Consider the following 21,369-nt stretch of genomic DNA (forward strand, 5'->3'; position numbering starts at 1 on the left):
CTGGGGGAACTGGTTTCTTGCGAATTCTTGGGCAGAACGGGGAATCGGCCCCATTGACCGTCCAGATACAACACGAGGCTGGGAGCCTGGCGCCGAGCGGAAAAAACCGCTCGGCGTTGCCAGGCTGCCAACCTCGAAGATACGCGTGGCGTGTCCGACGCAAACGCTGCCAAGCAGCGCTGGCGAAGCATGCGACACGCCATGCACACCACTGACCAGGCCGCTATTAGCGACGCAGGCCCAGGCGACCGATCAGGGCGCTGTAACGAGTGGTGTCTTTGCCCTTCAGGTAGTCCAGCAGCTTACGACGCTGGTTAACCATGCGGATCAGGCCACGACGCGAGTGGTGGTCTTTACCGTTGGCCTTGAAGTGGCCTTGCAGCTTGTTGATGTTCGCGGTCAGCAGAGCGACCTGAACTTCAGGGCTACCAGTGTCACCAGCAGCTTGCTGGAAGTCGGTAACGATTTGAGCTTTTTCTTCAACGCTGAGGGCCATGTGGCTTCTCCTGATAACGGAACCCGCAAGCGGGTCCAATAGGCCAGGGACAAATCCCTGTATTAATAAAAAAGGTGTGACCGTGCCTACTGACAGCCACCCTTGTATCCGCAGGCCACAGCATGAGCCGAAGCCTGCGGTTTCGATCATTCCGACCGAATCAGTCGACGCGGCGCAATACGCCCGTCTTCGCTCACTTCACCGATACCGATGAAACGACCATTGTGATCCTGTACCCGGACCATGCCAAATTGCGGCGCGTCCGGAGCACGTACCGCCTGGCCATGCAGCCAGTAGAACGCGCTGTGTTCGGACAAGCCGATCAGCGGCCAGTCCTGCAGGCCACTGTCCGAAGGCATGAGGAAGCGATCGAGCGCTTCGTTGCCGCCTTCGGCATGGGCCTGTTCGAGTTCCTCGAGGGTCACGGTCTGGGCCAGCTCGAAGGGCCCGGCGTGGGTCCTGCGCAGCTCGGCAACATAGGCGCCACAGCCGAGGGCCTCGCCGATATCCTCCACCAGGGTGCGGATATAGGTGCCTTTGCTGCATCCTACGCTCAGCCGTGCACGGGTGCCTTCGCACTCGAGCAACTCCAAGCGGTTAATAGTAACAGAACGCGCCTCGCGCTCCACTACCTCTCCTGCACGTGCCAGCTTGTAAAGCGGCTGACCGTCACGCTTGAGCGCCGAGTACATCGGCGGTATCTGGCTGATCGGGCCGCGAAAACGTGGCAGTAGCGCCTCGATGTCGGCACGACCAACGGTCACTTCACGGGTTTGCAGGACCTCGCCTTCAGCATCGGCAGTATTGGTAGTCTGCCCCAGCTGCATGACGGTTTCGTAGCCCTTGTCGGAATCGAGCAGGTACTGCGAAAACTTGGTCGCTTCGCCGAAGCACAGCGGCAGCACGCCGGTGGCCAACGGGTCGAGGCTGCCGGTGTGGCCGGCCTTTTCCGCGTTGAGCAACCAGCGCACTTTCTGCAATGCGGCGTTGGAGGTGAACCCCAGTGGCTTGTCGAGCAAGATGATGCCGCTGACGTTGCGGCGGATACGTTTGACCTGGGCCACCGGTTACTCCTTGGTGTCCTGCTCGTCGGTATCCTTGTGCAGGCGGTCTTCGGCCACTGCACGCTCGATCAGCGCCGACAGGTGGACACCACGGCTGACGCTCTCATCGAAATGGAAGTGCAACTGCGGCACACTGCGCAGCTGCATCGAGCGGCCCAGGTGCAGGCGCAGGAAGCTGGCAGCGCTGTTCAGCGCCTTGAGCGATTGCTGCACTGCGTCCGGCGTTTCTTCACCCATGACGGTGATGAAGACCTTGGCATGGCCCAGGTCGCGACTGACGTCGACGGCGGTGATGGTCACCAGGCCGACGCGTGGGTCCTTGACTTCACGGCGGATCAGTTCTGCCAGCTCGCGCTGCATCTGATCACCGATACGTTGGGTACGGCTGTATTCTTTGGCCATTCTTGCTACCTGTAACTTAAAGCGGCAAACGCCCGGTCAGGCTGAAGCCTGACCGGGCGCTACCTACTGAGGGGCTGCCCACCGCCCTGGGGCGGGGGCCGACACCCTGCTCGCCCTTAAAGGGTACGAGCAACCTGGACTTTCTCGAAGACTTCGATCTTGTCGCCGACCTTGACGTCGTTGTAGCTCTTGACGCCAATACCGCACTCCATGCCCGAACGCACTTCTGCAGCGTCGTCCTTGAAACGACGCAGCGATTCCAGCTCGCCTTCGAAGATGACCACGTCGTCGCGCAGTACGCGGATCGGACGGTTGCGGTACACGGTACCCTCGATGACCATACAGCCAGCGATGGCGCCGAACTTCGGCGAACGGAACACGTCACGCACTTCGGCCACACCCAGGATGTTCTCGCGAACATCGCTGCCGAGCATGCCGGTCAGGGCCTTCTTGACGTCTTCGATGATGTCGTAGATCACGTTGTAGTAACGCATATCCAGACCTTCCTGCTCGACGATCTTGCGCGCACCGGCATCGGCACGCACGTTGAAGCCGAACAGCACCGCATTGGACGCCAGCGCCAGGTTGGCATCGCTCTCGGTGATACCACCGACGCCGCCACCGATCACGCGAACCTGAACTTCGTCGTTGCCCAGGCCGCCGAGCGAACCCTGCAGTGCTTCCAGGGAACCGCGCACGTCGGTCTTGAGGACGATGTTGAGGGTCTTCTTCTCTTCCTGACCCATGGTCTCGAAGATGTTTTCCAGCTTGCCGGCGTGAGCACGGGCCAGCTTGACCTCGCGGTATTTGCCCTGACGGAACAGTGCAACCTCGCGGGCCTTCTTCTCGTCGGCAACCACGGACAGCTCGTCACCGGCTTCCGGAGTGCCATCCAGGCCGAGGATTTCGACCGGGATCGACGGGCCGGCTTCCTTAACAGGCTTGCCGTTCTCGTCCAGCATGGCACGCACGCGGCCATAGTTGGAGCCGCACAGGACCATGTCGCCCTGACGCAGGGTACCGTCCTGAACCAGGATGGTCGCCACCGGGCCGCGGCCCTTGTCCAGGCGCGATTCGACAACCACACCACGACCAGGCGCGGTCGGAGTGGCCGTCAACTCGAGGACTTCGGCCTGCAGCAATACGGCTTCAAGCAGTTCGTCGACGCCCGTACCCATCTTCGCCGAAACCTTGACGAACGGCGTGTCACCACCCCATTCCTCGGAGGTCACGCCTTCGACGGACAGCTCGTTACGGATGCGATCGAGGTCAGCACCAGGCTTGTCGATCTTGTTCACCGCAACCACCAGAGGGACGCCAGCTGCCTTGGCATGCTGAACGGCTTCACGGGTCTGTGGCATCACGCCATCGTCCGCCGCCACCACCAGGATGACGATGTCGGTCGCCTTGGCACCACGGGCACGCATCTGAGTGAACGCAGCGTGGCCTGGGGTATCGAGGAAGGTGACCATGCCGCGGTCGGTTTCCACGTGGTAGGCACCGATGTGCTGGGTGATACCACCGGCTTCGCCAGCGGCAACCTTGGCACGACGGATATAGTCGAGCAGCGAGGTCTTGCCATGGTCAACGTGACCCATGACGGTAACGACCGGTGCACGCGACTCGGCCTGGCCTTCGAACTTCAGCGATTCGGCCAGGGAATCTTCCAGGGCGGTATCGCTGACCAGGGTGACCTTGTGGCCCAGCTCTTCTGCGATCAGCTGAGCGGTTTCCTGGTCGAGCACCTGGTTGATGGTGACCGGAGTGCCCATCTTGAACATGAACTTGACGACTTCAGCGGCCTTGACCGACATCTGCTGCGCAAGCTCCGAGACGGTGATGGTCTCGCCGATGGTCACGTCACGGATGACCGGACCGGTCGGGTTCTGGAAGCCATGCTGGTTACGCTTCTTCAGCTTGCCCTTGCCACCACGACCACGGCGAGCGCCATCGCTCTCTTCGTCGGTGGTGCGCGGAGCGGCACGAGGGGTCGGAGCCTTTTCTTTCTCCTTCACCTTGACCTTGATCGACACACGTGGCGCCTCGCCACGGCGACGGTCGTCATCGCGAGTACGGCTTTCGTTGCGACGGGTCTCGTCCTTCTTGCGCTCGGCAGCACGGGCTGCAGCGTCTTCGGAAGCCGGGGCGTTAGCGACGGCCGGTGCTGGTGCCGGAGCAGCAGCAGCCGGTGCCGGCTCGGCCTTGGCGGCCGGCGCAGCGGCAGCAGTAGCGGTCGCGTGGCGACGAGCCTGCTCTTCGTTACGCTGGCGAACGTCGGCGTCGACCTTGTCACGCGCGGCATTTTCAGCCGCACGGCGCTCGTCCTGCTCACGTTTCTGCTCAGCCTGAATCTCTTCAGGGCTGCGCTGAACGAATACTTTCTTCTTGCGTACTTCTACGCTGATGCTTTTGCTACCGGCGACACGCAGGGTGCTGGTGGTCTTGCGCTGCAAGGTAATCTTGCGCGGCTCTTCCGCCTTGCTCTTGTGGCTGCTCTTCAAATGGGTCAGCAGAGTCTGCTTCTCATTGTCGGTCACTACCTGACCGGCGTCGGTGTGCGGCAGACCTGCCTCACGCATCTGCTGCAGCAGGCGCTCTACCGGTGCCTCGACCTCTTGGGCCAGTTCTTTCACCGTGACTTGCGTCATGCACTTCTCTCCTCAGGCCGCGCCTAATTACTCGAACCAGTGGGCTCGGGCGGCCATGATCAACTTGCCGGCACGCTCTTGGTCGATGCCGTCGATGTCGAGCAGGTCGTCAATCGACTGCTCGGCCAGGTCTTCGCGGTTAACCACGCCGCGCACCGCCAGTTCCGCCGCCAGGTCCTTGTCCATGCCCTCAAGGGAGAGCAGGTCTTCGGCCGGATGGGCGTCTGCCAGTTTTTCTTCGGTAGCGATGGCCTTGGTCAACAAACGGTCCTTGGCTCGAGCGCGGAGCTCATTGACGATATCCTCGTCAAAGCCATCGATGTTGAGCATTTCTTCCAACGGTACGTAGGCAATTTCTTCAAGGCTGGTAAAGCCTTCGTCGACCAGCACTTGGGCCAGCTCCTCGTCGACTTCCAGTTCCTCGATGAAGTTGCGCAGGATGTCACCGGTTTCCGCCTGCTGCTTGGCCTGGATGTCCTTCTCGGTCATCACGTTCAGGGTCCAGCCGGTCAACTGACTGGCCAGGCGAACGTTCTGACCACCACGGCCAATGGCCTGGGCCAGGTTGTCCTCGGCAACGGCGATGTCCATGGCATGGGCATCTTCGTCAACGATGATCGCCGCGACTTCAGCCGGCGACATGGCGTTGATGACAAATTGCGCCGGGTTCTCGTCCCACAGGACGATATCCACACGCTCGCCACCCAGCTCGCCGGATACGGCCTGGACGCGCGAACCGCGCATGCCGATACAGGCACCCTGCGGGTCGATGCGCTTGTCCTTGGAGCGGACGGCGATCTTGGCACGCGATCCCGGATCACGGGAAGCGGCCATGACTTCAATGAGGCCTTCTGCGATTTCCGGCACTTCGATGCGGAACAGTTCGATCAGCATCTGTGGCGCGGTGCGCGACAGGATCAGCTGCGGACCGCGGTTCTCGGTGCGGATTTCCTTGAGCAGCGCACGCAAGCGCACGCCAACCCGGAAGGTCTCACGTGGAATGATGTCTTCGCGAGCCAGCAGCGCCTCGGCGTTGTTGCCCAGGTCGACGATGACGTTGTCGCGGGTAACCTTCTTGACAGTACCGGAGATGATCTCGCCAACGCGTTCGCGGTAGGCATCGACCACCTGGGCGCGCTCGGCCTCACGGACCTTCTGCACGATGACCTGCTTGGCGGTCTGGGCGGCGATACGACCGAATTCGATGGACTCGATCTTCTCCTCGATCACGTCACCCACCTTGGCTTCAGGGTGAGTCTCGTGGATCTTGGCCAGCCAGGTCTCGATTGCCGGATCGTCCAGATCGGCTTCGTCGACCACGGTCCAGCGACGGAAGGTCTCGTAGCTACCGGTGTGGCGGTTGATTTCCACACGCAGGTCGACTTCGTCTTCAAAACGTTTTTTGGTTGCAGTAGCCAAGGCCACTTCCAGCGCTTCGAAAATGACGCCGGGCGGTACACCTTTTTCGTTGGATACCGATTCAACAACCAGCAGTACTTCTTTGCTCATCGTACGCCTCGCCTTGCGCAAGCCATTGGGCCCGGATAGTCCGCCGGGCCCGGCACGTCTCAGTCAAAACTGGGAATAATATTGGCCTTGTCGATCGAGTCGATCGGCAACAGAAACTCATGACTGTCCACCTGGACCACCACATCCTGCTCCTCCACACCGCGGAGAAGGCCCTGGAAGTTACGACGACCCTCGAAGGGCGTACGCAGCTTGATCTTCACTTGTTCGCCGGCATGCGAGGCAAACTGTTCCAGCGTGAACAGCGGGCGATCCATGCCTGGAGAGGACACCTCAAGGGTATATTCACTGCTGATCGGATCTTCCACATCAAGAATGGCGCTGGCCTGACGGCTGACCGCTTCACAGTCCTCCACCAGAATGCCGCCTTCCTTGTCGATATAGATGCGCAATACCGAATGCTTACCCTGGGAAACGTACTCGATCCCCCAGCATTGATAGCCCAGACCCTCGACCACCGGGGCCAACAAGGCCTGCAACTGTTCTAGCTTGCTCGACACCTGAACCCCCTCGTGCATGCTGTGCAAATAAAAAATGGGCGAAGCGCCCATCCCTGAAAGCGCCGTTGGACAACGACGCCGTAAACTGTTCGGCTAGCAAAAAGCCCCTGAAAAGGGGCTCCGCTGAAGCTGGTTGCGGGGGCTGGATTTGAACCAACGACCTTCGGGTTATGAGCCCGACGAGCTACCAAGCTGCTCCACCCCGCGACAAAGCTGGGGCGAAAGTATAAGACTGAACCCGTCGCTGGGTCAATCTAACCTCCACCTGCAAGAAAGCCCGCTAAAGCGGGCTCTCAAGCTTTAATTGGTACCGAGAAGGGGACTCGAACCCCTACACCCTATGGGCACAACCACCTCAAGGTTGCGTGTCTACCAATTCCACCACCTCGGCAATATTACTTCTTGAAACCCGTTACTTCTGCTCTTCGGCTGGAGGAGGTACGTCACCCGCTGGGGTGGTTTCGCTCTTCTGCTCCTGGAGCACCGGTACATCATCATTTACTGCCGGCTTTGGCTGCTTTACTTCCAACACCGCTGGATCCGGAAGTCCCGCCTGACCAAGCTGGTGAGCTTGTTGCTTGGCGAAGTATCCTAACCCAAGTGCTGTCAAAAAGAAAGTGGCAGCAAGTATAGCAGTGAATTTACTCAGGAAGGTAGCAGAACCTTGGCTTCCGAACACAGTATTTGAAGCACCTGCGCCGAAAGATGCACCTGCTTCCGCACCCTTACCCTGTTGCAACAGCACCAGCACTACAAGCGACAGCGCTGCCAACAGATGAAAAACAACGATGACTGTTTCCAGCATTTGTTCAGTTTCCTGCGGCGCGACAAATTGCACCGAATTCGTCTGCGTTCAGGGATGCTCCACCAATGAGCCCCCCATCAATATCCGGCATGCCGAACAGTTCGGCCGCATTGGCCGCCTTCACGCTACCGCCGTAGAGAAGCTGCACATTTTGCGCAACTTCGGCGTCCTTCGCTGCCAACTGCTTACGGATGGCTGCATGCACATCCTGAGCTTGCTGCGGCGAGGCCGTCAAACCTGTACCGATGGCCCATACAGGCTCATAGGCAATTACTGCATTGGCAAAAGCGGCAATACCGAACGCGTCGATAACACTGCTTAGTTGACGCCCTACAACTTCAAGCGTCTTGCCTGCTTCGCGCTCTTGTAGAGTTTCCCCTATGCAGAGCACCGGCGTCAAACCACTTTTCTGAGCAGCTGCAAACTTGCGATTAAGCACTTCTTCACTTTCACCGATAACCTGGCGACGTTCGGAGTGACCAATCAACACCAACTTGCAACCCACTTCAGCCAACTGACTCGGTGCAACTTCACCAGTCAGCGCACCCTGTTCGGGCTGTACTGCAGAATTCTGTGCTCCAACGATGATTCCTTTGCCTTTCAGGCCATCAATGACTTCATTGATGAACAGGGCGGGAGGAAAAACCGCGACTTCGATACCTTCGGGAATGAGCATATTGCCCAAGCCCTGAGTCAGCTCAGCGACGCTGGCGCGGGTACCGTGCATCTTCCAGTTACCAGCTACCATGGGGCGACGCATGCTTTACCTCGTCGGTCAAAGTGGGCGCAGATCTTACCCAACCAGATCTGCGCTGGCAAGCCCAATTCAGACACAAACTTCAGCGACCAGTTTGGCCAGGGCTTCGGCATGCGTGCGCACCTGGCTTTCATCGTCACCTTCAACCATCACCCGCACCAACGGCTCGGTGCCCGACTTGCGCAACAGCACACGCCCACGCCCTGCCATGTCCTCGGTAACCTTGGCACTGGCCTCCTTGACAGCCGGATGCTCCAGGGGGTCGACCTTGCTGGCGCCGAAACGAACATTGATCAACACCTGCGGGCACTTGCGCAAGGCCTGGCGAGCCTGCGCCAGGGTCTCGCCGCGGCGCTTGAGCGCCAGCAGTACCTGCAGTGCGGCAATGATCGCATCACCGGTGGTGGTGTGGTTGCAGCACACGACATGCCCGGAGTTTTCACCCCCCACCAGCCAGCCGCGCTCCAGCAGCTCGGCCATGACGTAACGGTCGCCAACCTTGGCCCGCACGAAAGGAATGTCCAGGTCCTTGAGTGCAAGCTCCAGGCCCAGGTTACTCATCAGCGTACCGACCACCCCGCCCTGCAGCTTGCCCCGCTCGTGCAGGTCCCGGGCGATGATGAACAGCAGCTCGTCGCCATCGACGATCGCGCCGGTATGATCGACCATCAACACCCGGTCACCATCACCGTCGAAGGCGATGCCCAAGTCGGCGTGACCGACCAGCACTGCCGCCTGCAGCGACTCGATGTGGGTCGAGCCGCAGCTTTCGTTGATGTTCAGGCCGTCAGGCTGCGCATGCAGCACCGTCACTTCGGCACCCAGCTCGCGGAACACGCTCGGCGCGACTTTGTAGGTGGCGCCATGGGCGCAGTCGACCACCAGCTTGAGCCCTTCGAAGCCGGTGCTGGACGGCACACTGCTCTTGCAAAACTCGATGTAGCGGCCAGCGGCATCGTTGATACGCGAGACCTTGCCCAGCTTGCTCGAGCCGACCACCGTCATCGGCTGGTCAAGAAGCTCCTCGATCATCAGCTCGATTTCGTCGGGCAGCTTGGTGCCCTGGCCTGAGAAGAACTTGATACCGTTGTCATCGTGCGGGTTGTGCGAAGCACTGATGACGATACCCGCTTCAGCATGGAAGGTACGGGTCAGGTAGGCGATGGCCGGGGTAGGCATCGGCCCGAGCAGCAAGACGTCAGCACCTGCAGCAGAAAGGCCCGCCTCGAGCGCGGACTCGAACATGTAACCGGAAATGCGCGTGTCCTTGCCCACCAACACGCGGCAGTTACCCTGCTTGCGGAAGGCCATGCCCGCCGCCCAGCCCAGCTTCAGCATGAAGTCAGGGGTGATCGGGTATTCGCCGACGCGGCCACGGATGCCGTCGGTACCAAAGTATTTTCTGCTCATAGGGACTCCAATGTTCTTATTCGGCGTTCTGTACCGCAGCAATCATGCGCACCACATCGGCGGTCTCGGCCACATCATGGACGCGCAGAATGCTGGCACCCTTGGTCATGGCCAAAGCCGCCAGCGCCAGGCTGCCGTACAGCCGCTCACCAACCGGACGATCCAGCGTCAGGCCGATCATGCTCTTGCGTGAAACACCCACCAGCAACGGGCGCCCGAGACTGTAAAGTGCTTCCATATGCTTGAACAGGCTCAGGTTATGCGCCAGTGTCTTGGCGAACCCGAAACCCGGGTCGAGGATGATGCGTTCGGCACCGATACCCGCTGCTGCGCAAGCCGCCATCCGCTGTTCAAGATAGCGCGTTACATCGGCGGTCACATCCTCGTAATGCGGGTCGTCCTGCATGTTCCCCGGCTCACCGCGCATGTGCATCAGGCACACCGGCAGCCCGGTATCTGCAGCGGCATCGAGGGCGCCATCGCGCTCCAGCGCACGCACGTCGTTGATCAGGCCAGCACCGAGGCGAGCTGACTCACGCATGACGGCAGGCGTTGAAGTATCGACCGAAATCACCACATCAAGGCGACTGTTGATCGCCTCGACCATCGGCGCCACACGCTCGAGCTCCTCGGTCACCGAGACCGCACGGGCGCCGGGGCGCGTCGATTCGCCGCCGATGTCGATCAGCGTCGCGCCCGCCGCAACCATGGCTTCTGCATGACGCAGGGCCTCGTCGCGCTGACTGAAGCGCCCGCCATCAGAGAAGGAATCGGGGGTGATATTGAGGATACCCATGACATGGGTACGGGACAAATCAAGAACCCGGTTGCCGCAAGGCAACCGGGTCGGGTACAGCTTAGAGCTCATAGATGCCCTTAGTGTTGAGCCGCTGGGCCGCCGATCGGCGATTCAGGGCGATCATTCTGGGCAGCAGGCGTGCCCGAAGTCTTGTCGTCATCCCAGTCACGCGGTTCGCGAGGCGTACGACCGGACATGATGTCGTCGATCTGGTCGGCGTCGATGGTCTCGTACTTCATCAGCGCTTCGGCCATGGCATCGAGCTTGTCGCGGTTGTCGGTCAGCAGCTGCTTGGCAGTGGCGTAGCACTGGTCGATGATGCTGCGCACTTCCGAGTCGATCAGCTTGGCCGTTTCGCCAGAAACACTGGCGTGCTGGCTGCCGGCGCTGCGGCCGAGGAAAACCTCGCCCTCTTCTTCGGCATACATCAGCGGGCCGAGCTTCTCGGACAGGCCCCACTTGGTGACCATGTTCCGGGCAATCTGGCTGGCACGCATGATGTCGTTCGAGGCACCGGTGGTAACACCGTCGAAGCCCAAGGTCATTTCCTCGGCGATACGGCCACCGTACAGCGAGCAGATCTGGCTGATCAGTGCACGCTTGGACAGGCTGTAACGGTCTTCCTCGGGCAGGAACATGGTCACACCCAGGGCGCGACCGCGCGGGATGATCGAGACCTTGTAAACCGGGTCATGCTCAGGCACCAGGCGACCAACGATGGCGTGACCGGCCTCGTGGTAAGCGGTGTTCTGTTTTTCCTTCTCGGACATGACCATGGTCTTGCGCTCGGCGCCCATCATGATCTTGTCTTTGGCCAGTTCGAACTCTTTCATCTCGACCAGGCGCTTGTTCGAGCGCGCAGCGAACAGCGAGGCTTCGTTGACCAGGTTGGCAAGGTCAGCACCGGAGAAGCCTGGAGTACCACGGGCAATGACTGCCGGGTTGACGTTCTCGCCGATCGGAACCTTGCGCATGTGTACTTTGAGGATCTGCTCACGACCACGGATGTCTGGCAGGCCGACCACCACCTGGCGGTCGAAGCGGCCAGGACGCAGCAGGGCCGGGTCCAGTACGTCCGGACGGTTGGTGGCGGCGATGACGATGATGCCATCGTTCATTTCAAAGCCGTCCATCTCGACCAGCAACTGGTTGAGGGTCTGCTCACGCTCGTCGTGACCACCGCCCATGCCGGCGCCACGGTGGCGACCAACGGCGTCGATCTCGTCGATGAAGATAATGCACGGGGCGTGCTTCTTGGCCTGCTCGAACATGTCGCGCACACGGCTGGCACCGACACCGACGAACATCTCGACGAAGTCCGAACCGGAAATGGTGAAGAAAGGCACCTTGGCTTCGCCGGCAATGGCCTTGGCCAGCAAGGTCTTACCGGTACCCGGTGGGCCGACCATCAATACGCCACGCGGGATGCGGCCGCCCAGGCGCTGGAACTTGCCCGGGTCGCGCAGGAACTCGACCAGCTCGCCGACTTCTTCCTTGGCCTCGTCGCAACCTGCAACGTCAGCCAAAGTGGTCTTGACCTGGTCTTCGGACAACAGGCGCGCCTTGCTCTTGCCGAAACTCATCGGCCCGCCCTTGCCGCCTGCGCCGCCCTGCATCTGGCGCATGAAGAACATGAACACGGCAATGATCACCAGGATCGGGAAGCTCGCCACCAGCAGCTGAGTCCAGATGCTCTGCTGCTCGGGCTGCTTGCCTTCGACGACCACGTTATTGTCGACCAGGTCGCCGATCAGGCCGTTATCGGTAATGGCCGGGCGAACGGTCTTGAAGCTATCGCCGTCGGCGCGCTTGCCGGTAATGATGTAGCCGTCGACGGTCACACGCTCGACCTTGCCATCCTTGACCTGCTGGATGAAGTCGGAGTAGTTGAGGGTCTGCGGCTCGTTAGGGCTGGAGAAGTTGTTCATCACTGTCACCAGGACAGCTGCGATGATCAACCACAGGATCAGATTCTTTGCCATGTCGTTCAATTCGCTACCCTCTGAGGCCGGCGCACGACGCAGCCGTGCCTCGCATGATATTCATCGCCCTAACTTACTACATTACCTACGCAACCGCAGGCACCGTCTGTAACCCTTTGTGAAATCTAGACTACACGAAGTTCGGACAATCCAGACGGGGCAGCCGATTGGAAATAACTATCGACCACCCCGCGGCACGCCATTCAAGCGCCCTTGAAACCCTTACCCAACAGGTACTGTTCACGCGAGCGATCCCGTGAAGAGGACGGCTTGCGCATCTGCACCTTGTCGAACTTGGTGCGCACATCCTTCAGGTACATGTCAAAGCCTTCGCCCTGGAAAATCTTGATCAGAAAATCACCGCCGGGCTTGAGCACACGGGTTGCCAGGTCCAGGGCCAACTCACAGAGGAACATGGCGCGCGGCATGTCCACCTCAGGCGTACCACTCATATTGGGGGCCATGTCAGAAATCACAAGGTCTACGTGCGAATCACCGACCGCATCGAGGATCTGCTGCAAGACCTCATCCTGGGTGAAGTCGCCCTGAATGAAGGTAACGTCCGGGATCGAGTCCATTTCCAGGATGTCCGAAGCGATCAGACGGCCCTGGCCACCAATCAGACGACTGGTCACTTGCGACCAGCCACCCGGCGCCGCGCCCAGGTCGATCACGCTCATGCCTGGGCGGATCAGGCGGTCTTTCTCCTGGATCTCCAGCAGTTTGTAGCTCGCACGCGAGCGGTAGCCATCCTTCTGCGCCTGCTTAACAAAAGGGTCGTTAAAATGCTCTCGCAGCCAGTTAGCGCTGCTTTTGGAACGTTGTACCACGGGGCACCTCGATGATATGCGTCGTGTTTGACTGGGCGGAGCCACAGGCCCTCGGGTAAAATGCCCGTCAATTTTACAGAATCAGACGGAAAGGGTCAGATTATGCCGCTCAATAACGAGCAGAAGAAGCAATACAAATCCATTGGTCATGACCTGAAACCGGTCCTGATCGTTGCTGGCAACGGTTTGAATGAAGGCGTGATCGCCGAACTGGAGCGCGCACTGGTCGACCACGAGCTGATCAAGGTCGAAATTCGCTCGGAAGATCGCGAAGAGCGCGCCGAGACCATCGCAGAGCTGTGCAAGGCCGGCCGCGCCGAGCTGGTGCAGACCATCGGCAAGAAAGCGCTGATCTACCGCAAGAACCCACAGCCGAACAAACAGCTGTCCAACATCCACCGCTACAAGTAACGGTGGCGCCGATCAGTGGCGCGCTTGGCGCGCCCTGACCGGTACCGGTTGAGCCACCAGCACGATGCCGGAAAAACCCAGAACCAGAAAACAGAACATCTGCCAGCGCTCGCCGACCGAGATGCCATAGCGCAAGGTGTAATACCCCACGCAGGCCGCAAAGCCGAGCAACAGCATCTGGCCACGAAATTGCCGCCACCAGGCCGCCAGGCCATCGACCCTCGCCAGTACTGCCAGCTGCGTCAGCAGCCCGAGCAACGCCACGCCAATCAACCAACGGTCAATCTGCCCGGCGATATCCTGTACCAGCAAAGGTGCCAGGCCACTGACCTTGAGCGCAGGCACCAGCCCAACATGGAACACCCAAAGGCCACCGACCCAGAAAACCTGGGCCAGTTGCCAGAGGATCCCCTCAAGGGATGGCGCCCGCAGGCGCCGGTCAGATGTGCTTGACTTCGACAATCTCGTACTCGACCGAGCCGCTTGGCGTCTTGACGACGACAGTATCACCTTCTTCCTTGCCGATGATGGCACGGGCGATCGGTGCGCCGCTCGAGAGCTTGCCTTGCTTCACGTCGGCTTCATCCTCACCAACGATCTGGTAGCTCACCTCTTCATCGGTTTCAGTGTTGGCCAGCACCACAGTGGTGCCGAAAATCACTTTGCCGGTGTGAGGGATAGTGGTCACGTCGATCACTACCGAGTTCTGCAGACGGCCTTCGATGTCGCGGATACGCGCCTCGACCATACCCTGCTCCTCACGGGCGGCATGGTATTCGGCATTTTCCTTGAGGTCGCCCAGTTCGCGTGCTTCGCCAATGGCCTGGCTCAGGCGCGGGCGCTCGGTCTTGCTCAGGAACAGGTGCTCCTCTTCCAGGGCGCGAGCGCCCTGGACGGTCATCGGATACTTGGTAATGCTCATGCTTTAAGTCCTGCATGCAGATCCTGCAAGCGACGAACGGTCTTTTCAGGGCCGAATTTCAGCGCTTCGCAGATGGCTTCACCAGCCGCAATGGTCGTGGTGCAGTAAATCTTGTGCTGCAACGCATTGCGACGAATCGAATAGGAATCGGCAATCGACTGACGGCCTTCGGTGGTGTTGATGATCAACGACACTTCGTCGTTCTTGATCATGTCGACCACGTGCGGACGGCCTTCGGTCACCTTGTTCACGCGGCGCACTTTCAGGCCGGCCGCCTCGATGACCTTGGCGGTACCTGCAGTAGCGACCACTTCGAAGCCCAGGGCGATCAGGTCACGGGCAACGCCAGCCACCTGTGGCTTGTCGTCGTCACGTACGCTGATGAACGCGGTACCGCCAGTTGGCAGCACTTCGCTGGCACCCATCTGAGCCTTGGCGAACGCTTCACCGAAGCTGTCACCGACACCCATGACTTCACCGGTCGATTTCATCTCAGGGCCGAGGATCGGGTCAACCCCCGGGAACTTGGCGAACGGGAAGACGGCTTCCTTGACGCTGTAGAAGTTCGGGATGATTTCCTGGGTGAAGCCCAGCTCTTTCAGGGTTTTGCCAGCCATGACGCGGGCAGCGATCATCGCCAGGGAAGTGCCGATGCACTTGGACACGAACGGCACGGTACGCGAGGCGCGCGGGTTGACTTCGATCACGTAGATCTTGTCGCCCTGCAAGGCCAACTGCACGTTCATCAGGCCAACCACGCCCAGCTCCAGGGCCATCTTGCGTACCTGATCGCGAACCTGGTCCTGCACGTCCTTGCTCAGCGAGTAAGGCGGCAGCGAGCACGCCGAGTCACCGGAGTGAACGCCGGCCTGCTCGATGTGCTGCATGATCGCGCCGATCACCACGTCGGTGCCGTCGCAGACCGCATCCACGTCCATCTCGATGGCGCAGTTGAGGAAGTGGTCCAGCAGTACCGGGCTGTCGTTGGACACTTGCACGGCTTCACGCAGGTAGCGCTTGAGCTCGTCCAGTTCGTAGACGATCTCCATCGCACGGCCGCCCAGTACGTAGGAAGGGCGCACCACCAGCGGGTAACCGATACCGCCCGCGGCACGGATGGCTTCTTCTTCGCTGCGAACGGTAGCGTTTGGCGGCTGCAGCAGGTTCAGGCGCTGAACCATCTGCTGGAAGCGCTCACGGTCTTCGGCACGGTCGATGGCGTCCGGGCTGGTACCGATGATCGGTACGCCGGCCTCTTCCAGGGCGCGAGCCAGTTTCAGCGGGGTCTGGCCGCCGTAGTGCACGATGACACCCTTTGGTTTCTCGACGCGGCAGACTTCCAGCACGTCTTCCAGGGTCAACGGCTCGAAGTACAGGCGGTCGGAGGTGTCGTAGTCGGTGGAGACGGTTTCCGGGTTGCAGTTGACCATGATGGTCTCGTAACCGTCTTCACGCAGTGCCAGTGCCGCGTGCACGCAGCAATAGTCGAACTCGATGCCTTGACCGATACGGTTAGGGCCGCCCCCCAGAATCATGATCTTGTCGCGGGTCGACGGGTTGGCCTCGCACTCTTCCTCGTAGGTGGAGTACAGGTAGGCGGTGTCGGTGGCGAACTCGGCAGCGCAGGTGTCGACGCGCTTGTACACCGGGAACACTTCCAGCTTGTGGCGGTGACGGCGCAGGTTCTTGTCGGTGATGCCGAGCAGCTTGGCCAGACGCTGGTCCGAGAAGCCCTTGCGCTTGAGGCGCAGCATGTAGTCCTTGTCGATCGCCGACAGGGCCAGGGTCTTGACCTTCTCTTCTTCCTTGATCAGGTCTTCCATCTGAACCAGGAACCACATGTCGATGCCGGTCAGGGCGAAGATCTCTTCGCAGGTCATACCCGAACGCATGGCGTCAGCCACGTACCAGATGCGCTCGGCGCCCGGCACGGTCAGCTCGCGTTTGAGGATGCCGGCGGCTTCCGGGCTGGCCAGGTCGACTTTAGGGTCGAGACCGCAAGCACCGACTTCCAGGCCACGCAGGGCTTTCTGCAGGGATTCCTGGAAGGTACGGCCGATGGCCATGACTTCACCCACGGACTTCATCTGGGTGGTCAGGCGGGCGTCGGCTTTCGGGAATTTCTCGAAGGCGAAGCGTGGCAGCTTGGTGACGACGTAGTCGATCGACGGCTCGAAGGACGCCGGGGTACGGCCGCCAGTGATGTCGTTCTGCAGTTCGTCCAGGGTGTAACCAATGGCCAGCTTGGCGGCGATCTTGGCGATCGGGAAGCCAGTTGCCTTGGAAGCCAGCGCCGAGGAACGCGAAACACGCGGGTTCATCTCGATCACGACCATGCGGCCGGTGTTCGGGCAGATACCGAACTGCACGTTGGAACCGCCGGTTTCAACGCCAATTTCACGCAGCACCGCCAGCGAGGCGTTGCGCATGATCTGGTATTCCTTGTCGGTCAGGGTCTGCGCTGGAGCAACGGTGATCGAGTCACCGGTGTGCACGCCCATCGGGTCGAAGTTTTCGATCGAGCAGACGATGATGCAGTTGTCCTTTTTGTCGCGGACCACTTCCATCTCGTACTCTTTCCAGCCGATCAGCGATTCGTCGATCAGCAGCTCTTTGGTCGGCGACAGGTCCAGACCACGGGTGCAGATTTCTTCGAACTCTTCACGGTTGTAAGCGATACCACCACCTGTGCCACCCATGGTGAACGACGGGCGGATGATGCATGGGAAGCCAAGCTTCTCAAGGACCGCATTGGCCTCTTCCATGCTGTGGGCGATACCGGAGCGCGGGCACTCCAGGCCGATGTCCTTCATGGCCTTGTCGAAGCGCGAGCGGTCTTCGGCCTTGTCGATGGTGTCGGCGTTGGCACCGATCATCTCTACGCCGAACTTCTCCAGAACGCCGTGGCGCTCCAGGTCCAGGGCGCAGTTCAGTGCGGTCTGGCCACCCATGGTCGGCAATACGGCGTCCGGGCGCTCTTTTTCGATGATCTTGGCCACCGACTGCCACTTGATCGGCTCGATGTAGGTGGCGTCGGCCATGGCCGGGTCGGTCATGATGGTGGCTGGGTTGGAGTTCACCAGGATGACGCGGAAACCTTCCTCGCGCAGGGCTTTACAGGCCTGGGCGCCGGAGTAGTCGAATTCGCAGGCCTGGCCGATCACGATCGGGCCAGCGCCGAGAATCAGGATGCTTTTGATGTCTGTACGTTTTGGCATGGTGGTCACTCAAATCCGGGGTCAGTCGGCAAGCCGCTTTGAACAATCTGGGTCAGGCGCTTCCGGGCGCGGCATGTGCCGGCCCGGGGCCTTGAAGCAGGATGCTCAGCGGCGCTTGGCCATGGCATCGGTGAAACGATCGAACAGTGGCGCGACGTCGGTCGGGCCCGGGCTCGCTTCAGGGTGGCCCTGGAAGCTGAACGCGCTCTTGTCGGTACGCTCGATACCCTGCAGGGTGCCGTCGAACAGCGACTTGTGGATGGCGCGGACGTTACCCGGCAGGGTGGCTTCGTCTACGGCGAAACCGTGGTTCTGGCTGGTGATCATGACCACACCGGTGTCCAAGTCCTGGACCGGGTGGTTGGCACCATGGTGGCCGTGGCCCATTTTCACGGTCTTGGCGCCAGAGGCCAGCGCCAGCAGCTGGTGGCCCAGGCAGATGCCGAACACCGGAATATCGGTGTCGAGGATCTCTTTGATCGCCTGGATTGCGTAGTCGCATGGCTCCGGATCACCAGGGCCGTTGGACAGGAACACACCATCGGGGTTGAGCGCGAGCACTTCGCTGGCCGGGGTCTGGGCAGGCACCACGGTCACGCGGCAGCCACGGGCGACCAACATGCGCAGGATGTTCAGCTTGACGCCGTAGTCGAAGGCAACAACGTGGTACGGCAGCTCGGAAGCTTCCAGGGTCGGGTGGCTGTCGGTTTTCAGCTCCCACACGCTGGAGCGCCACTCGTAACGCTCCTTGGTGGAAACGACCTTGGCCAGGTCCATGCCCTTGAGGCCAGGGAAGGCGCGGGCAGCGGCGATGGCGGCTTCTTCGCTGATGTTGTCACCGGCGAGGATGCAGCCATTCTGAGCGCCCTTTTCACGCAGGATACGGGTCAGGCGACGGGTGTCGATGCCGGCGATGGCAACGACATTGTTGGCCTTGAGGTAGTCAGGCAGCGACTGGGTGTTACGCCAGTTGCTGGCCAGCAGCGGCAGGTCACGGATGACCAGGCCAGCGGACCAGACACGGTTCGACTCGGCGTCTTCCGGGGTGGTGCCGGTGTTGCCAATGTGCGGGTAGGTCAGAGTAACGATTTGCTGCGCGTAGGAAGGGTCTGTAAGGATTTCCTGGTAGCCGGTCATAGCGGTGTTGAACACCACCTCACCAACGGTCTGACCGTCGGCTCCGATGGCTTCACCGCGAAAAATACTGCCGTCGGCAAGGGCGAGTATGGCTGGCTTTGTCAAGAAGACCTCCCGTAAATCAAGCATGAAAGGGCGATCGCAGGTTGCAAAAAAGCGGAGTGACGTATGGACACGTCACCCCGCTTCTATGTGCTGAATTCAATTCGCTGCGCGCTTTTAGTGGACACACTAAAGCTGTAGCTTACAGAAAAGTGCTTTTTTGGTCTACCGCAAATGTGCCTCTAAAACACATGATTGCGACAGACTGACCTTCTTGGGCAATGAACACGCGTGTAGGAGCGGCCTTGTGTCGCGAAAGGGTCGCAAAGCGGCCCCAGGGATCTCGGCAGCGCCGCAGAAAGCTGGGACTGCTGCGCAGTCTTTTCGCGACACAAGGCCGCTCCTACCAGGGATCACATGTACCCCGAGGGAACGGCTTAACGCAGCTCCAGCACATCCTGCATGTCGTACAAGCCCGCCTCACGCCCATCCAGCCACAGCGCGGCACGCACCGCACCCTTGGCGAAGGTCATGCGGCTGGAAGCCTTGTGGGTGATTTCCAGGCGCTCACCTTCAGCGGCGAACAGCACGGTGTGGTCACCGACCACATCGCCGGCACGCACAGTCGCAAAGCCGATGGTCTGGCGATCACGCGCGCCCGTCTGGCCCTCACGACCATACACCGCCACTTCCTGCAGATCACGGCCCAGGGCATTGGCAACCACCTCACCCATGCGCAGCGCAGTGCCTGACGGCGCATCGACCTTGTGGCGGTGGTGCGCCTCGATGATCTCGATGTCGACATCATCGCCCAGCACCCGCGCCGCCATGTCCAGCAACTTCAGGCTGAGGTTGACGCCTACGCTGAAGTTGGCGGCGAAGACGATCGGGATGTCCTTACCCGCCTCGGCCAGCAGCTGCTTCTCCTCGCTGGTGAAACCGGTGGTGCCGATGATCATCGCCTTGCCATGTTTGCGGCAAAACGCCAGGTTCTTCAGGGTCACCGAAGGGTGAGTGAAGTCGATCAGCACATCGAAATCGTCGGCAACCTTGGCCAGGTCATCCGACAGCAGCACGCCGATACGACCGAGCGCCGCCAACTCACCGGCATCCGCCCCCACCAGCGAGCTGTCCGGGCGATCAATCGCCGCCGTCAGCCCAGCACCCTGGGTTTGCTGCACGGCTTCGATCAGGGTCTTGCCCATCCGCCCTGCCGCGCCCATCACTGCAATACGTCGCATAGCCTGTTCCTTGTCAGAGATCGCCGAAGAAGCGCTTCACGCCATCGAACCAGCCATTGGCCTTGGGCGAGTGGGAGCTGTCGCCTTCGAGCGAGTCGCGCAGCTCTTCGAGCAGTTCACGCTGGCGACGGCTGAGGTTGACCGGGGTCTCGACCGCAACGCGGCACAGCAGGTCACCCGCACCACCACCACGCACCGGTGCCACACCCTTGCCACGCAGGCGGAACTGCTTGCCGGTCTGCGTGCCTTCCGGGATCTTCAGCTTCACACGACCATCGAGGGTCGGCACTTCCAGCTCGCCACCCAGAGCGGCATCGGTATAGCTGATAGGCACTTCGCAATACAGGTGCTTGCCGTCACGCTGGAAAATCTCGTGCTCACGCACGTTGATCACCACGTAAAGGTCGCCGGTCGGGCCACCATGGGTGCCTGCCTCGCCTTCGCCGGACAGGCGGATGCGGTCGCCAGTGTCGACGCCGGCCGGCACCTTGACCGACAGGGTCTTGTATTCCTCGACACGGCCTTCACCGTGGCACGAACCGCAAGGGTCGGTGATGATCTTGCCTTGGCCATGGCAGCGCGGGCAGGTCTGCTGCACCGAGAAGAAGCCCTGCTGCATGCGCACCTGGCCGATACCGCCGCACGTCGGGCAGGTCGACGGGGTCGAACCCTTCTTCGCACCACTGCCGTCACAAGGCTGGCAGTTGACCAGGGTCGGCACCCGAATGCTGACCGTGGTGCCGCGCACGGCTTCTTCCAGGTTCAGCTCCAGGGTGTAGCGCAGGTCGCTGCCGCGCGAAGCACCACCACGACCACCGCCACGACCACCACCGAAGAAGTCACTGAACACATCGCCAAAGATGTCGGAGAAGTTGGCGCCACCGAAGCCTGCACCGCCGCCACCCATGCTCGGGTCGACGCCGGCGTGACCATACTGGTCGAACGCCGCACGCTTGCTCGCGTCAGACAGTACTTCGTAGGCCTCGTTGGCCTCCTTGAACTTGTCTTCGGACTCTTTGTCGCCCGGGTTGCGGTCCGGGTGGTACTTCATCGCCAGGCGGCGATAAGCCTTTTTCAGGTCTGCTTCACTGGCGCCGCGCTCGACACCCAGGACCTCATAATAATCACGCTTGGACATAGGTCATTTGCACCTTGTTGGGCGTTCGGCATCCGCGCCG

The 21,369-nt window shown here is 60.7% G+C and carries 19 protein-coding genes and 2 tRNA genes; 1 reads left to right on the plus strand and 20 read right to left on the minus strand.

Annotation, left to right across the window (positions count from 1 at the left end; all coding sequences use genetic code 11):
• Nucleotides 1-226: 226 nt before the first annotated feature.
• The 14 genes from rpsO to rlmE all read right to left on the minus strand — a co-directional run bounded on the left by rpsO (nt 227) and on the right by rlmE (nt 13,220).
• Nucleotides 227-496, minus strand: coding sequence for a 30S ribosomal protein S15 (rpsO, locus tag IWW33_RS07640; protein WP_012274241.1), 270 nt, complete (start codon nt 494-496; stop codon nt 227-229).
• A 146-nt stretch (nt 497-642) separates the two neighbouring features.
• Nucleotides 643-1,560: a tRNA pseudouridine(55) synthase TruB gene (gene truB, locus IWW33_RS07645; RefSeq protein ID WP_046788155.1), complete on the minus strand. Its 918-nt coding sequence runs from the start codon at nt 1,558-1,560 to the stop codon at nt 643-645.
• A 3-nt stretch (nt 1,561-1,563) separates the two neighbouring features.
• Complete coding sequence (gene rbfA / locus IWW33_RS07650; RefSeq protein WP_012312655.1) at nt 1,564-1,962, minus strand: 30S ribosome-binding factor RbfA; 399 nt, start codon at nt 1,960-1,962, stop codon at nt 1,564-1,566.
• Nucleotides 1,963-2,078: 116 nt separating this feature from the next.
• Complete coding sequence (gene infB / locus IWW33_RS07655; protein ID WP_046788154.1) at nt 2,079-4,610, minus strand: translation initiation factor IF-2; 2,532 nt, start codon at nt 4,608-4,610, stop codon at nt 2,079-2,081.
• Between the two features lie 27 nt (nt 4,611-4,637).
• Nucleotides 4,638-6,119, minus strand: coding sequence for a transcription termination factor NusA (gene nusA, locus IWW33_RS07660; protein ID WP_046788153.1), 1,482 nt, complete (start codon nt 6,117-6,119; stop codon nt 4,638-4,640).
• 59 nt (nt 6,120-6,178) lie between these two features.
• Nucleotides 6,179-6,637 (minus strand): ribosome maturation factor RimP, encoded by a 459-nt coding sequence (gene rimP / locus IWW33_RS07665; protein WP_042111874.1) that lies wholly within the window; start codon nt 6,635-6,637, stop codon nt 6,179-6,181.
• 130 nt (nt 6,638-6,767) lie between these two features.
• A tRNA-Met gene (locus tag IWW33_RS07670) sits at nt 6,768-6,844 on the minus strand.
• A 98-nt stretch (nt 6,845-6,942) separates the two neighbouring features.
• Nucleotides 6,943-7,028, minus strand: a tRNA-Leu gene (locus IWW33_RS07675).
• A gap of 21 nt (nt 7,029-7,049) precedes the next feature.
• Entirely contained in the window at nt 7,050-7,442 is a 393-nt protein-coding gene (gene secG, locus IWW33_RS07680) for a preprotein translocase subunit SecG (protein WP_012312651.1), read from the minus strand.
• A gap of 4 nt (nt 7,443-7,446) precedes the next feature.
• Nucleotides 7,447-8,202, minus strand: a complete 756-nt coding sequence (tpiA, locus tag IWW33_RS07685) for a triose-phosphate isomerase (protein ID WP_039603947.1) — start codon at nt 8,200-8,202, stop codon at nt 7,447-7,449.
• Between the two features lie 66 nt (nt 8,203-8,268).
• Nucleotides 8,269-9,609: a phosphoglucosamine mutase gene (gene glmM / locus IWW33_RS07690; protein ID WP_046788152.1), complete on the minus strand. Its 1,341-nt coding sequence runs from the start codon at nt 9,607-9,609 to the stop codon at nt 8,269-8,271.
• A gap of 16 nt (nt 9,610-9,625) precedes the next feature.
• Entirely contained in the window at nt 9,626-10,477 is an 852-nt protein-coding gene (gene folP / locus IWW33_RS07695) for a dihydropteroate synthase (RefSeq protein WP_046788151.1), read from the minus strand.
• An 8-nt stretch (nt 10,478-10,485) separates the two neighbouring features.
• Nucleotides 10,486-12,390, minus strand: a complete 1,905-nt coding sequence (ftsH, locus tag IWW33_RS07700; RefSeq protein WP_012312647.1) for an ATP-dependent zinc metalloprotease FtsH — start codon at nt 12,388-12,390, stop codon at nt 10,486-10,488.
• A gap of 203 nt (nt 12,391-12,593) precedes the next feature.
• Nucleotides 12,594-13,220: a 23S rRNA (uridine(2552)-2'-O)-methyltransferase RlmE gene (rlmE, locus tag IWW33_RS07705; protein ID WP_012312646.1), complete on the minus strand. Its 627-nt coding sequence runs from the start codon at nt 13,218-13,220 to the stop codon at nt 12,594-12,596.
• Nucleotides 13,221-13,322: 102 nt separating this feature from the next.
• Here rlmE and yhbY point away from each other — a divergent pair, with 102 nt between their 5' ends.
• Nucleotides 13,323-13,631: a ribosome assembly RNA-binding protein YhbY gene (gene yhbY / locus IWW33_RS07710; RefSeq protein WP_003249945.1), complete on the plus strand. Its 309-nt coding sequence runs from the start codon at nt 13,323-13,325 to the stop codon at nt 13,629-13,631.
• A 12-nt stretch (nt 13,632-13,643) separates the two neighbouring features.
• Here yhbY and IWW33_RS07715 read toward each other — a convergent pair whose 3' ends face one another.
• The 6 genes from IWW33_RS07715 to dnaJ form a co-directional block, all read right to left on the minus strand.
• Nucleotides 13,644-14,093, minus strand: a complete 450-nt coding sequence (locus tag IWW33_RS07715; protein ID WP_012312645.1) for a hypothetical protein — start codon at nt 14,091-14,093, stop codon at nt 13,644-13,646.
• Nucleotides 14,071-14,553, minus strand: coding sequence for a transcription elongation factor GreA (gene greA / locus IWW33_RS07720; protein ID WP_012312644.1), 483 nt, complete (start codon nt 14,551-14,553; stop codon nt 14,071-14,073). The genes IWW33_RS07715 and greA overlap by 23 nt, the downstream gene beginning before the upstream one ends.
• A complete protein-coding gene (gene carB / locus IWW33_RS07725) occupies nt 14,550-17,771 on the minus strand; it encodes a carbamoyl-phosphate synthase large subunit (RefSeq protein ID WP_012312643.1) in 3,222 nt (1,073 codons plus the stop codon). The genes greA and carB overlap by 4 nt, the downstream gene beginning before the upstream one ends.
• Before the next feature lie 105 nt (nt 17,772-17,876).
• Nucleotides 17,877-19,013, minus strand: a complete 1,137-nt coding sequence (gene carA, locus IWW33_RS07730; RefSeq protein WP_039602472.1) for a glutamine-hydrolyzing carbamoyl-phosphate synthase small subunit — start codon at nt 19,011-19,013, stop codon at nt 17,877-17,879.
• Nucleotides 19,014-19,387: 374 nt separating this feature from the next.
• Nucleotides 19,388-20,191 (minus strand): 4-hydroxy-tetrahydrodipicolinate reductase, encoded by an 804-nt coding sequence (gene dapB / locus IWW33_RS07735; protein WP_012312641.1) that lies wholly within the window; start codon nt 20,189-20,191, stop codon nt 19,388-19,390.
• A 13-nt stretch (nt 20,192-20,204) separates the two neighbouring features.
• Nucleotides 20,205-21,329, minus strand: coding sequence for a molecular chaperone DnaJ (gene dnaJ / locus IWW33_RS07740; protein ID WP_039602362.1), 1,125 nt, complete (start codon nt 21,327-21,329; stop codon nt 20,205-20,207).
• Nucleotides 21,330-21,369 lie beyond the last annotated feature (40 nt).

It is taken from the genome of Pseudomonas sp. M2, from assembly GCF_015751845.1.
Taxonomy (GTDB): domain Bacteria; phylum Pseudomonadota; class Gammaproteobacteria; order Pseudomonadales; family Pseudomonadaceae; genus Aquipseudomonas; species Aquipseudomonas putida_E.

Excerpts from the sequence above, each read along its gene's own strand:
- rpsO (WP_012274241.1), bottom strand. The coding sequence starts at position 496 with ATGGCCCTCAGCGTTGAAGAAAAAGCTCAAATCGTTACCGACTTCCAG.
- rbfA (WP_012312655.1), bottom strand. The coding sequence starts at position 1,962 with ATGGCCAAAGAATACAGCCGTACCCAACGTATCGGTGATCAGATGCAG.
- infB (WP_046788154.1), bottom strand. The coding sequence starts at position 4,610 with ATGACGCAAGTCACGGTGAAAGAACTGGCCCAAGAGGTCGAGGCACCG.
- nusA (WP_046788153.1), bottom strand. The coding sequence starts at position 6,119 with ATGAGCAAAGAAGTACTGCTGGTTGTTGAATCGGTATCCAACGAAAAA.
- secG (WP_012312651.1), bottom strand. The coding sequence starts at position 7,442 with ATGCTGGAAACAGTCATCGTTGTTTTTCATCTGTTGGCAGCGCTGTCG.
- tpiA (WP_039603947.1), bottom strand. The coding sequence starts at position 8,202 with ATGCGTCGCCCCATGGTAGCTGGTAACTGGAAGATGCACGGTACCCGC.
- glmM (WP_046788152.1), bottom strand. The coding sequence starts at position 9,609 with ATGAGCAGAAAATACTTTGGTACCGACGGCATCCGTGGCCGCGTCGGC.
- folP (WP_046788151.1), bottom strand. The coding sequence starts at position 10,477 with ATGAGCTCTAAGCTGTACCCGACCCGGTTGCCTTGCGGCAACCGGGTT.
- ftsH (WP_012312647.1), bottom strand. The coding sequence starts at position 12,390 with ATGGCAAAGAATCTGATCCTGTGGTTGATCATCGCAGCTGTCCTGGTG.
- yhbY (WP_003249945.1), top strand. The coding sequence starts at position 13,323 with ATGCCGCTCAATAACGAGCAGAAGAAGCAATACAAATCCATTGGTCAT.
- greA (WP_012312644.1), bottom strand. The coding sequence starts at position 14,553 with ATGAGCATTACCAAGTATCCGATGACCGTCCAGGGCGCTCGCGCCCTG.
- carB (WP_012312643.1), bottom strand. The coding sequence starts at position 17,771 with ATGCCAAAACGTACAGACATCAAAAGCATCCTGATTCTCGGCGCTGGC.
- dapB (WP_012312641.1), bottom strand. The coding sequence starts at position 20,191 with ATGCGACGTATTGCAGTGATGGGCGCGGCAGGGCGGATGGGCAAGACC.
- dnaJ (WP_039602362.1), bottom strand. The coding sequence starts at position 21,329 with ATGTCCAAGCGTGATTATTATGAGGTCCTGGGTGTCGAGCGCGGCGCC.